This is a genomic window from Pararhizobium sp. DWP1-1-3 (assembly GCF_049896125.1).
In the GTDB taxonomy this organism is placed as follows: Bacteria; Pseudomonadota; Alphaproteobacteria; order Rhizobiales; family Rhizobiaceae; genus Pararhizobium.
In genome coordinates, this window is sequence record NZ_JAFCTR010000001.1 from 16,995 (window position 1) to 30,775 (window position 13,781).

At 59.3% G+C, this 13,781-nt stretch carries 6 protein-coding genes; all 6 read left to right on the plus strand.

The window, feature by feature from the left end; genetic code table 11:
- The first annotated feature begins 99 nt into the window (after window positions 1-99).
- The 6 genes from ACP7BS_RS00090 to ACP7BS_RS00115 all read left to right on the plus strand — a co-directional run bounded on the left by ACP7BS_RS00090 (window position 100) and on the right by ACP7BS_RS00115 (window position 13,756).
- Window positions 100-7,335, plus strand: a complete 7,236-nt coding sequence (locus tag ACP7BS_RS00090; RefSeq protein WP_426235134.1) for a peroxidase family protein — start codon at window positions 100-102, stop codon at window positions 7,333-7,335.
- 68 nt (window positions 7,336-7,403) lie between these two features.
- The gene (locus ACP7BS_RS00095) at window positions 7,404-9,158 is read left to right on the plus strand and encodes a type I secretion system permease/ATPase (protein WP_426235135.1); all 1,755 of its coding nucleotides are present in this window, start codon (window positions 7,404-7,406) and stop codon (window positions 9,156-9,158) included.
- Window positions 9,155-11,452 carry a cadherin-like domain-containing protein gene (locus ACP7BS_RS00100; protein ID WP_426235137.1) on the plus strand — a complete coding sequence of 766 codons (2,298 nt, stop codon included), beginning with the start codon at window positions 9,155-9,157 and terminating at the stop codon, window positions 11,450-11,452. Before ACP7BS_RS00095 ends, ACP7BS_RS00100 begins: the two co-directional genes overlap by 4 nt.
- A 21-nt stretch (window positions 11,453-11,473) precedes the next feature.
- Complete coding sequence (locus ACP7BS_RS00105; RefSeq protein ID WP_426235139.1) at window positions 11,474-12,805, plus strand: HlyD family type I secretion periplasmic adaptor subunit; 1,332 nt, start codon at window positions 11,474-11,476, stop codon at window positions 12,803-12,805.
- A gap of 295 nt (window positions 12,806-13,100) precedes the next feature.
- Entirely contained in the window at window positions 13,101-13,568 is a 468-nt protein-coding gene (locus ACP7BS_RS00110; protein WP_426235140.1) for a response regulator, read from the plus strand.
- A complete protein-coding gene (locus tag ACP7BS_RS00115; RefSeq protein ID WP_426235142.1) occupies window positions 13,559-13,756 on the plus strand; it encodes a response regulator transcription factor in 198 nt (65 codons plus the stop codon). Before ACP7BS_RS00110 ends, ACP7BS_RS00115 begins: the two co-directional genes overlap by 10 nt.
- Window positions 13,757-13,781: the final 25 nt, after the last annotated feature.

The following is a 13,781-nucleotide window of genomic DNA, read 5'->3' on the forward strand; positions in this document are numbered from 1 at the left end:
TTGAAGACCCGTGCCGGCAAGAACACCGACGAAATTTCAATAGTTATTTCAAAACGGTAACGGTTCTTCGTGTCCGAAGCAATCAAAGGGAGAGAAAAGATGGTTGCCTATATTCGTTCTGACCTTGATTTCATCTTGAAACAGATCAAGATCGCAGAGGATCACGCGCTCTTTGAGCAGTCGGGTGGCACCCAGGGCAAGTCGCTGTTCGGTCCGGCCGGCTCTATTCCAAGCTACAACATCTCTTGGGGACTGCGCACGGTTGACGGGACCTACAACAACCCGCTCCATCCGGAATGGGGAGCTGCCGACAATGAATTCCCTGAGCCGCTGGGCACGGATTTCCGCACGATCATGGTGGACCCCGACGGTCCCGGCCCGGCCCCGATGGTCCCGGTTACCTACCAGCCTGGCGTCGACAATGACGGCCCCGGAACAGCCGGTCCCGGCGATGTCTTCGACCCCTATGTCCGTACCATCTCAAACCTGCTTGTCGACCAAACCCTTGGCAACCCGTCAGCCATCCTGACGGGCCTCCAACGGGCAGGCATCGTCCTTCCGGAACAACAGATGGCCGTTACGGCGGCGATTTCTGCCGCCTATGCGCCGTTGATTCCGCAGTTCAGGGCGGTCGCGACGGCGGAACGCGAATATGCAGAAGCCGCCGCAGCGGCCTCTGCCAGCCCCAACAACGCAGCACTTCAGCAGGCGGCAGCCGATGCCCTCACCGACCTGAACGCGGCACGGCTGGAGCTTGCCGCGGTAGACGATGACCTGATGACGCTTCTCGAAACCAACGGTATCGAACTGGAGGGCGCCAACGTCAAGATTACCAACCTGGCGCCGGACGAAGGTCTCTCGGCGTCATTCAATTCCTGGTTCACGCTTTTCGGCCAATTCTTCGACCACGGCCTCGACCTGGTCGCCAAGGGCGGCAATGGTACGGTTTTCATTCCGCTCATGCCGGATGATCCGCTCTATGTGCCCGGTGGCACCACCAACTTCATGGTTCTGACGCGCGCAACCTTGGCAGGGCCGGGCAATGATGGCGTGATGGGAACTGCGGATGATACGGACCGTCCGGTGAACAACACCACGTCCTTCGTCGATCAGAACCAGACCTACACCTCGCACCCTTCTCATCAGGTTTTCCTTCGCCAATATGTTCTGAACGGGGACGGCGTTCCGGTTGCAACCGGGCGGCTGATTGAGGGCGTCAACGGTGGGATGGCGACCTGGGCCGACGTCAAGGCGCAGGCAAGAGACATCCTCGGCATCAACTTGACCGATTTTCATGTCGGTAACCTGCCTTTGCTGGCAACCGATGCCTATGGCAATTTCATTCCCCATCCGACCACGGGCTTCCCGCAGGTCGTCATGGCAGGACCTCCGCAGACGCTTGCATCCGGCACGCCAGCCGCGCCGCTCAGCCTGTACAATCTCGTAGCGGACGGCGCCGACGCGGACACGCTTCCAGATGTCGTCCATCTCGCAGTCCGCACCGGCCATGCCTTCCTGGCAGACATTGCCCACAACGCGGTCCCGACCGGTCTTGCCGACGGCGATCTCGAGATCGGCTTGGGCAATCCGGACCAAACGCCGACCGATGGACAGTATGACAACGAGCTGCTCGATGCCCACTTCATCGCCGGCGACGGCCGCGCAAACGAGAATATCGGCCTGACAGCCGTCCATCACGTGTTCCACTCCGAACATAATCGGCTGGTGCAGCACACCAAGGACGTGGTCTTGGCCGATGCCAATGCCATGCTGACCAACGGTGCTTCGCAGGCGGAAGCCGTGGCATTCCTCAACGAGTGGCTGAGCGTCGATGTCGCGGCGGTTCCGGCAAACGCAGCCGGACTCATCTGGGACGGCGAACGCCTTTTCCAGGCTGCCAAGTTCGGCACCGAAATGCAGTACCAGCATCTTGTGTTTGAAGAGTTCGCACGCAAGATCCAGCCCAACATCAACGTGTTCCTGGTGCCGGACGGTTTCGACGTCACCATCGACCCTTCGATCGTGGCCGAGTTCGCCCATGTGGTTTACCGCTTCGGTCACTCGATGCTGACCGAATCCATCGACCGCTTCGATGAAAACTTCAACGAAGACCATATCGGTTTGATCGAGGGCTTCCTCAATCCGATCCAGTTCAAGAACAATGGTACAGCCGATGTCGTCGACGCCGATATCGCGGCGGGCGCCATTATCCGCGGCATGACACGACAGGTCGGCAACGAGATCGATGAGTTCGTGACCAGCGCTCTGCGCAACAACCTGCTTGGTCTGCCGCTCGATCTGGCGACCATCAACCTTGCACGCGGCCGTGACACCGGGGTGCCAACCCTGAATGAAGCTCGCGCCCAGTTCTACGCCGCGACAAATCAGGATAGCCTGCTCAAGCCTTACGAGAGTTGGGTCGACTTCGCCGGACATCTCAAGCATGAAGCCTCGATCATCAACTTCATCGCCGCCTACGGCACGCATTCGCTGATCACCGGTCAGACCACGATTGAAGGCAAACGGGATGCCGCGATGACCCTGATCTTCGATCAGTCATATGGCGGCCTCGCAGTGCAGGCGGATTCCGCCGACTTCCTCAATGCCACCGGAGCCTATGCCGGCGGTTCGCTTGGCGGCCTCAACGATATCGATCTTTGGATCGGTGGCCTTGCCGAACAGATCATGCCGTTCGGCGGCATGCTCGGCTCGACGTTCAACTTCGTCTTCGAAACCCAGATGGAGAAATTGCAGAGCGGCGACCGCTTCTACTACCTGCAGCGTCTCGACGGCCTGCACCTCTTCGGCGAGATGGAGAACAACTCATTCGCCGCCATGATCATGCGCAACACCGATGCGGGACATCTTCCGTCCGACGTGTTCTCGACGCCCGGTCTCATTCTCGAGATCGACCGGACCAAGCAGTATAATTCCGGTCTCGGCGAGACTGCCGGAGCGGACGGCATATTGGAAGACAATCCTGCGACGGCTGCCAACGAAAGTGCCGACAACCTCGGCAACGATCCCGTTGGTGGTGGTATTCTGACGCCTCTGGTCGTGCGCAACAACCCGGCGACAGCGGGACCGGATACCAACTATCTCAAATACACCGGCGGAGACCATGTCGTCCTCGGCGGCACCGACGGCAACGATATCCTGATCGCCGGCATCGGTGACGACACGCTCTATGGCGATGGCGGCAACGACCGGCTGGAAGGGGGCTTCGGCAACGACATCATCAATGCCGGCGCGGGCGACGACATTATCGTCGACTCCGGCGGCGACGACAATATCAAGGCTGGCGCGGGCAATGACGTCGTCCATGCCGGACCGGGGCTCGACCTGGTCATGGGCAATGACGGTCAGGACTTCATCTTCCTTGGGACCGACATGGGATCGGAGGTCTTCGCCGGAACCGGCAACGACTTCATCTACGGCAACAAGAACGCCGAACGTATCCTCGGCAATGAAGGCGACGACTGGATCGAGACCGGCACATTCGACGGTGCGCCTGGCGACAACTTCGACGAAGTCTTTGCTCATGACGGTGTAGATGGGCACGACGTCTTCCTGGGGGATGGTGGCTTTGACGAATTCATCGGCGAAGGCGGCGACGACATCATGGTCGGCAGTGCCGGCCGGGGCAAGATGGTGGGCATGTCCGGCTTCGACTGGGCAACCTACAAGGACAACGTCCGTGGGGTGAACGCCGACCTGTCGATCCCGATCGTCTTCGACGAGGCACCGGTTCTGCCGGAGAATGCCGCGCTTGATGAATACGAATCCGTGGAAGGCCTGTCCGGCACAAGGTACAACGACGTTCTGGCCGGCACGGAAGACGTGGCGGCGGATAGAGCCCCGCTTGCCCAGGGCGGGACGACAGGTTATCTCGGCAGCGGGCTCGATGCCCAAGGAATTGCTCTCGTCAACGGCCTGCAGGCCTTGCTTGGCGCCGGTGTCACCTCGTTTGCCGGCGGAGACATCATCCTGGGCGGCGACGGCAGCGACCGCATCATCGGTAACGCCGGCGACGACATCATCGATGGGGACAAGTGGCTTGACGTGCAGATCGGCGTCTATGCCGCTAATGACCCCGAACATACCGGCACGCCTGTCCTGCACAACAGCATGACGACGCTCGCCGCCGCCATGTTCAACGGCAGCATCAACCCGGGCCAGCTGGCCATCGTGCGGACGATCCGCGACAGCAACGACCAGCCAGACAGCGACGGAATTGCCGATATCGACACGGCGGTCTTCTCGGGTGCCCGTGCCGAATACGACATCGCCTTCAACACCAACGGCACGGTCACAGTCGCCCATGTCGGCGGGTTGGCAACCGACGGTACGGACACGATCCGCAACGTCGAGCTGCTGGACTTCACCGACCAGGACATCTCGCTCCAGGCGCCGACACTGGATCTGCATGGCCCTTCGACCACCACGACCACCGCAACGGTGGCACAGGCCTATCGCGATACGTTTGCCACGGCCGCCTATACGAATAGTAACGGCGCTTCAAATTGGGTTGGACCCTGGGTCGAGGCCGGGGATGCCGGGGGTGCAACGGCCGGTGATGTCAGCATCGCTGGCGGCAGACTGCAATTTGTCGCCGGTATCGATGGCGATGAAACCCTTGCCCGCCCGGTCAATCTGACGGGTATTACCAGAGCGACGCTGAGCTTTGACTATCAATCCGTCGGTCTGGACGGCGGCGAAAACGTCGTGGTCGAAGTCCGCAATACCGCTGCCGGCGCATGGACGGGACTCGGCACACTCGGCGGCACTGCGAATACCAACTTCTCGGCAGCAATTCCGGCGGCCTTAATCGGCGTGAACACCCAGATCCGCTTCAGGACAGTCGGGACCTTTGATGCCGGTGAAAACTTCTTCATCGACAACGTCAACATCCAGACCGAAGTCGATACGATCACGCCCGTGCCTGGTGGAGCTGGGAACAACTACCAGACCACCTACACGGAAAACACTCCGGCCGTGGCGATTGCACTTGCTCCTGTCATCACGGACGATGGTACGACGCTGGCTTCTGCCCGGGTTGTCCTAACCAATGCCAGCGCCGGTGACGCCCTGTCGATACAGGGCGCCCTGCCTGGGGGCATTGCCACAGCGGTGGACACTTCGGTTGCCGGACAGATTACCCTGACGCTTTCCGGCACGTCGTCGATCGCAAACTATCGCACCGCGATCCAACAGGTGCGCTATGTCAACAACTCCGACAACCCAGGCACAGCCGCTCGTACCATCCAGGTCACCGTCAATGATGGCCTGTTGACAAGCGCGGTGGCAACCACGACCGTTACCGTGACCGCAATCAACGACGCTCCAGCTGCCAACAACGATACGGTCATCACCAACGCCCTCCAAAACGAGACCTTCTCCATCTCGCAGGCAGCCTTGCTTGCAAACGACATCGATCCGGAGGGAGCGGCTGTCACCATCACGGCAGTTGGAACACCGGGCGGCGTATCAGCTCCGGTGCTCGGGGCAGGTGCCGTGACGCTCGCCGATACCGGCGCTGCAGGCGGAACGTTCGTCTACACCGCAAGCGACGGGTCCCTCACTGACCCGGCGACCGTCACCATCAACCGTGTCGCTGGCAATATCACCGGCACCGGCGGCGCCGACATCATCGTCGGCAATACGGCGGGCACCACGATCAACGGCGCAGGCGGCAATGACAACATCGATGCCGGCGACGGCGGCGACACCATCAATGGCGGCACTGGAAATGACATCATCGATGCGGGTACCGGTAACGATACGATCACCATGAATGCCACCGACGGGTTTGACCGGATCGATGGCGATGCCGGCACCGACACCTTCCAGCTCGTCGGCAATGCCGAGGCCGAGACCTTCCGCATCTATGCAAAGGCTGCGGCCATTGCTGCGGGGGTTCCGGTCACCGGGGCGGACGCCGAAATCATCATCACCCGCACGGTCGGACTGACCACCACGGTCATTGCGGAACTCGACAATATCGAAGAGATCACGGTCAATACACTGAATACGACCGCGAACAACGGCAACAACCCGACCACGCCTGACGGCGGAGCCAGCAATGGTGATACCATCCAGGTGTTCGGCAACTTCAATGCACCGTTCACCAGCTTGAACTTCAGCACGATTACCATCGATGGCAATGCCGGGAACGACACTGTCGACATAACCGGGCTCAGTTCCGAGCACCGGATCGTCTTCCGGTCGAATGGTGGCAACGACACGATTATCGGCCAACTGCGTTCGCAGGATGTGATCGAGCTCGGGGGTACGCTGACTGACTTCGTGACCACTGAAGCCGATGGCAACGTCACGGTCAGCAACGGCGCGAACTCCGTGACGTTCAAAAAACAACAAGCAGGCGGGCCGCAGATCACCGGGGCGGACGACGATACCGATGAGACACCGACGCCAACTCCGGGCGCAGGCGCACCGATCGCCGGCACAGCAAGCGCAGACGTGCTGCTTGGCACCGCAAATGCGGAAACGATCGTAGCGCTTGCAGGCAACGACACCGTTATCGGCGGCGACGGGGCTGACGTCATCAGAGGTGATGAAGGCAACGATTTCATCACGGCAGGTGCCGGCAACGACATGGTGTTCGGCGGTGACGGCGATGATGACATGCTCGGCGGTGACGGCAACGACATGCTGTATGGCGATGCCGGATCGGACCGCGTTTTCGCCGATGCCGGGAATGACATGATCCAGACAGGTGCCGGCAACGACTACGCCTATGGCGGTGCCGGAGACGACATGTTCGTGGCAGCCAAAGCTGACGGCGACGACATCTATTACGGTGATGCCGGCAGCGACACTTTGGACATGTCTGCTATCACCGCCAATCTCACCGTCGATATCGGTGGTGGCTTCATGGGCCAGGGCAGTGCCTCAAGCAATCAGTCCGGCCATGATACCCTCTGGGGCTTTGAAAATGTCGTGACCGGATCCGGGGACGATACGATCGTCGCCAACGCCTCCGTGAACGTCATCGAAGGTGGAGCCGGTCGGGATACGTTCCGGTTCCAGTCGGAAGCCAGTGCCGATGGGGACACGATCACCAGCTTCCAGGCCGGCGACAAGATCGACCTCAGCGGAACCGACGCCAACAACGGGGTGGCGGGAAACCAGTCCTTCACCTTGGTAGCGGGATCGTCACTGAGTGGAGCGGCCCAGCTGGCCGTTACCCATGAAAGCCGATCCGATGGCGACTACACGGTCGTTTCGGGCAGCACCGACAGTGACGGAACGGCGGAATTCCGCCTGAATATCAAGGGAAACCACAACCTCACCACCTCTGATTTCAACTTGTAATCTGCAGCTACCGGCGCGCCGATCATGGTGCGCCGGCCTGCTCGCATCAACTCGAATCGGTGAGTATCATGCGCCCAAAGACACCCCTTACTGGCACGAAACGTAAGAACGCCGAGAAACTGACCAAGAGATTCAAGGGGATATTCCTCTTCCTCTTCATCACGTCCGGCATGATCAATATTCTGGCCCTGACCGGCTCCTTCTACATGTTGCAGATTTACGACCGGGCTTTAACCAGCGGTAGTATTCCGACCCTTCTCGGGCTCTCGATCCTCGCGATCGGGCTCTATCTGTTTCAGGGCTTTTTCGACATTATTCGTTCGCAAGTTCTGGTGCGGGTCGGGGCGAGACTTGATGCAAAAATTGCACCGCTTGCCCATCAGGTTGCCATCGACATGCCCCGTTTTGGTTTCTCCACGGCGGAAGCCCTTGAGCGTGGCCGGGACGTCGATACGGTCAGAGGATTTCTCGGCGGCCAGGGCCCGATCGCTTTTTTCGACCTGCCTTGGATGCCGCTATACCTGATCTTCGTCTACATGCTGCATCCCTATCTCGGGGCCTTGACGTTTGGCGGCGCATTTATTCTGACCATTCTCACCGTCTTGACCGAGCTGATGACGCGCCGGTGGGCCGCCGCCACGCACAAGTCCGGCATTGAACGCAACGCCATTGCCGATTCAAACACACGCAATGCCGAGGTGTTGAAAGCAATGGGTTTTGCGGAGCGTGCCGTGGGCCGTTTCAATCTTGCCAACCAGGAGCACCTGGCACTGCAAACCCGAACAAACGATATCAGCGGCACCTTTAGCGCTATATCACGCGTGCTTCGGATGGTCCTTCAGTCTGCGGTTCTTGGTCTTGGAGCCTGGCTGACGATCCAGGGCGAAATGTCTGCCGGCGCCATCATCGCGGCCTCCGTTGCCTCGGCGCGCGCCCTTGCGCCTGTCGATCTGGCCGTCGGCAACTGGAAGAGCTTTGTCGCAGCGCGAACCGCCTTCAGCCGCCTCAAGGAAACGGTCATCGCGTTGGCAGGAAACACCGCTCCAATGGATCTGCCTGCTCCGTCGAGAACGTTGAAGGTCGAAAGGCTCACCGTCGCGGCACCCGGTTCCGGGCGTGTTCTTCTGAGCGACGTCAGTTTCGAAATCGCCGCCGGGCAAGCTTTGGGCATTATCGGCCCCAGTGGCGGCGGCAAGACCACGCTTGCCCGCGCCCTGACCGGCATTTGGCCGCCCCTTCGCGGCGGCGTCCGGTTGGACGATGCGGAATTGACCCAATGGTCGGACAGCTGTCTCGGCCAGCATATCGGCTATCTTCCGCAGGATGTGGCTCTGCTGGATGCAACGGTTGAAGAGAACATTTCCCGCCTTGAAGCCAACGTCGATGCACGGGCGATCGTGGAGGCCGCACAAACCACCGGAATTCATGAAATGATCGTGCGTTTGCCGGATGGCTACCGCACCTCGCTCGGCCCGCAGGGTGCGTCCCTGTCCGCCGGTCAGAGACAACGGATCGCGCTGGCGCGTGCCCTGTACCGCAATCCCTTCATCGTCGTCATGGACGAGCCCAACTCAAATCTCGACGGAGAAGGCGAATCCGCACTGACCCAAGCCATACAAGCGGTGCGGGCGCGCAATGGCATCGCCATCGTCATCGCGCATCGTCCCAGTGCGCTGACCGCCTGCGATCTGATCGCAGTGGTTCAGAATGGCAAGATGGTGGCGTTTGGGCCGAAAAATGAAATCCTGAAACCCGCCGCGATCGGGGATGCCATTGGCCGCCCCGCTGTAACCGCGCGCATGACGTCAAAGGTGTCGGAATGATCGAGGCAAAGGGAACAAAGTCCGTCAAGGAAGACGATCCGCATCAGCGTTACGCCCTGAAGAACGAGGAAGCCTCATCAAGAAGCCCGGCTGCTATCGCGTTGTTTCTGACCGGCTTTGCGCTCTATCTCAAGAGTGCCTTCAGCACCGCGCCGGAGCCTGGAGAGAGCCGTCCAGAGGTTGAGGCGCCGCCAGAAGAAAACCTCCCGCCCTCGCAACTGATCACCGGGAGCATCCCCGCGCAGGTGGAGGACAAGGAGCAAGAGCCGCCAATCGAAAAGAAGACAGGCGGCGGAATGCGGGCTGATCGCTTTGAGGGCGAGGAAATCGAACCCGTTGATTCTCAACCTTTCGTATTCCAGACGAGTGACGTCCCGAAGCCGGCTTTTCAATTGCGCGAGCAGGGGGACCCGTTGCCGTCGCTTCGTGCTTCAAACGACAACGCCGCCCCACGGGACGCGGCCGTGGGCTCGCCAGCAACACCATCTTACGCAGACCCCGATGGCGATGACGACGAGCCGGATGACGACCCTGACGACCAAGACGACGATGACGATGACGAGGAGGACGATGACGATGACGACGACGACGACGACGACGGTGTAAGCCCGATCAATGGCGCACCCCGGGTGAACGGTACGCTCATGCTGATGGACGTTTCGGGCTGCGCAGCGGTCCTGATCGGTCTTTCCGATCTCCTGCGCGGTGCGTCGGATCCGGAGGGAACGCCGCTGACAGTCGCCGATATCGCCGTCACATCGGGCAGCATCACAGCGACAGCAGACGGCTGGCTCTATGATTGGACGGAGCTCGGCCCGGTCACGGTAACCTACCGAATCAGCGATGGTCAGCTCTCCATCGCCCAAACAGCGCATTTTTCGGTTGTCAAAGCTCCGCCGATCATCGGGACGGCAGGCGAAGATATGCTCCTGGGTACCAATTGTGGGGACGCCATCGACGGCTTGGCCGGCGATGACAGCATTGACGCTCGCGGTGGGGCCGACACCGTGGATGGAGGAGCGGGCAACGACAATATCGCAGCTGGCGCGGGTGATGACATCATTTTTGCCGGCATCGGAAACGACGTGGTCGTTGCTGGTTCCGGTCACGACCAGATCCACGGTGGCAGCGGCAATGATAGGCTTTTCGGCGATGATGGTCGCGACATCCTGTTCGGTGATGATGGCGACGACGCTTTGAATGGAGGCGCGGACGACGACCTGCTCTTCGGCGGCGATGGACATGACATGGTTGCCGGCGATGAAGGTCATGACGTCCTGGACGGCGGTACCGGCTCCGACGAGCTGTCCGGTGGAATCGGGAACGATACCCTGCTTGGGCAAACGGGCGACGACAGGGTTGCCGGCGGTGACGGTGACGACATTTTGGTGGGGGGTGCCGACCGGGATCGGGTTGACGGCGGTGCGGGCGATGACACCGTTGCCGGCGATGGCGATCAAGTCGCGGATCTCTATGACGGCGGCGCAGGCTCGGACATTCTCGACTATTCCAGCATGGTGCAGGCCATCCAAATCAACCTGAACACAGGCACGGCATCCGGGCAGGAAATCGGTGAGGACACCATCTGGAATTTTGAGGTCATTCTTGCCGGTCATGGCGATGATAGCGTGATCGGCAGCGACGAGGCCGAACGGATAGAGGCCGGGGCCGGGAATGATCTCGTGGAAGATAACGGAGGCAGCGACGTCGTCGCCGGCGGCGCGGGAAACGATACGGTCTTGGCAGCCGCCGATGGTGCCGACGACCACTATGACGGCCAATCTGGTTTTGACACCCTGGATTACTCCCGTGCGGCGCACGGCGTGGTCATCGATCTTGAAAGCGGCGTCGCAACCGGTTTGGACATCGGCAGTGATGTTCTCATGAGTTTTGAGCAGATCATCGGCAGCGCGCAGGCGGATGTCTTCAGCGTGAATGTTTCAGCTGCGGTCCTTGAGGGCGGCGCTGGTGACGACATCTTCCGGTTCAGCATGCCGGCCGGTTCGTCCAGCGGCGACGTCATCCATCAGATCCTGGATTTCATGGTAGGCGACCGGATCGAAATGTCGCGATATCAGATATTCGAAGAGATCGTCGATAATCTCGAGGACCATTTCGAGGCGGTTTACGGGGTGGACGTCGATGAAGATGCCTTGCCCATCAGAGTGCGGCACGAGGGAACCGACGAACTCGGCCAGACGCTGATCGAAATCGACGCCGACAACGACCTGAAATACGAGATGACGATCAACCTGAGCGGTCATCACGTGTTGATGATCATCGAGGCGGCCTGAGGAAAGTTCGGGGAGGGTGGAGTGAACCAATCAGATAGACGAGATTCCGTCACGCGCGGAGAGGATACGGATGCCGCGTTTCCGGTGACCTTCCGGGTCATTGCCGGGGCCATGCTCGGCCTTCTGCTGTTTGCAGGCGCCGGCGGATGGGCCGCCACGGTCCAGCTTACCGGCGCCATAGTGGCGTCGGGAATGGTCAGGGTCGAACAGAACCTGAAAGCCGTGCAACACCGGGACGGCGGCATCGTCAGCGAGATCGCGGTCAAGGAAGGTGATTTCGTCCGCAAAGGCGAGATCATGCTGCGGCTTGACGATGTGCAGACGCGCGCAGAACTTTCGATCGTCAAGAACCAGCTCAACGAGTTGATGGCGCGAAAAAGCCGGTTGATTGCCGAACGGGACAACGTCTTCGAGCTGACGTTTCCGGCCGAACTGAATGACGCGATCCGCGCGCTTCCTGCCGTCTTCATGGGAGAGGCGCGGCTCTTTCTCGGCAATCGCCAAAATCGCGAAAGTCAGAAAAAACAGCTGCAATGGGGGATCTCCCAGCTGGAAGAGGAGGTGAAGGGCCTGTCTGCTCAACGGTCGGCAAAGCAGGACGAACTCGCACTCGTCAAAACCGAGCATCAGAAGATCACACGCCTTACCGACAAAAATCTGCTGGAAACGTCCCGCAAATACATTATCGACCGCGAAATGGCGAAGATCATCGGCGAAAGCGGTGAGATATACGCAAACATCGCGCGGTCTCAGGCGCGCAAAAGCGAAATCGAACTGCAGATCATTTCCATCGATGAGGCGGCGCGGACCGAGGCGCAGCGTGAGTTGACGACGGTGGAGCAGAAGCTCTCCGAGCTCAACGAGCGAAAGATTGCCGTTGAGGACAGGTTGCAACGCACCGACATCCGTGCCCCTCTGTCAGGAACAGTCAACGAGCTTTTCGTTCATACAATCGGCGGTGTCGTAACCCCGGCGGAAAAACTGGTCACCCTCGTGCCGGCCGATGCTGTCCTCAAGATTCAGGCCCGGCTTTCTCCAACCGATATCGATCAGGTCTTTTCAGGTCAGCCGGTAAAGCTGCGTTTCTCGGCTTTCAACCAACGCACCACTCCGGAGCTTTCCGGGCACATCACCTATGTGTCGGCTGCCACAAGCAATGACCCTGCCACCGGCGAGACCTATTACCTGGCGGATGTTGGAGTTGCCAACACGGAACTGACGAAGCTCGGCGATAACAAGCTCCTACCCGGCATGCCGGTGGAGGTTTTCATTTCCACCGAGGAACGGACGGCGTTCTCGTTCTTGTCAAAGCCGCTCACCGATCAGTTCAGCAGGGCCTTTCGCGAGCAATGAGACCCTAAAGCGTAACGATCCTTAGACAAAGGGAGTAAGCTGTCTACTCCCTTTGTTTGCTGTCTGCCGCGCCAATCCGGTGCCACTATGGCGGTATTGCCTTTTGCTAATCTTAGCCTCCAGAATATGTACATAAATCCAATAGATCGAAGATTTTCACCCTGATTTCCCGCCGGGGTGTGCTTATGAAGTTGCTGCGGTGTTTGATATTAACTAAGACTTAAGTAATATATTTAAGAAATCGTTTATTTGCGTTAGATTGTTAAGTGAATAAATAGAAAAAAGCCATGTCATCATGGCCATTTGTGTCGCATTTGTGGACGATCACCCGATATTGCTTGAGGGGTTGGTCAGCCTGTATTCATTGAAGAAAGACCTGTCGATTGTCGCACAGGGACATCATGCCGTGGATGCAATAAAAATTGCCGAACAGCATTCGCCTGATGTCATCGTGCTCGACCTCAGCATGCCGGGTGACTCCCTGGCCGCCATCGACATCATCATCAAGACTGTCACGAAGACGAAGGTTGTCATTTTCACGGCGACGTCCAGCATAGAGACTGCCGTCAAGGCTTTGAATCTGGGTGTCTTCGGCTATGTGCTGAAGGGCAGCACCACCTTGGAGCTACACGAGGCGATCATCGCGGCGTACAACGGCGAGACCTTATATGACGCCGGGCTTGGCAACCAAAGTCATCATGTCGATGAAAACAGCCGAGATGCGGCAGAAAGCCATGCACAAGAACAGGCTGAATGCCCGTGAAGAGCAGATCGTCCAGCACCTGTTGCGGGGGGCGGACAAACCGGGAAATCGCACAGTGTCTCGATATCGGCGAGAAGACTGTCAAACATTACATGACGGTGTTGATGCAGAAGCTCGACGTCCGCAATCGTGTCGAAGTTGTGCTTGCGGCACAAAAGATCGGCTCTTCCCCGGATTTGCTGAACTAACGGCGACATAGTTCAATCGTTATCG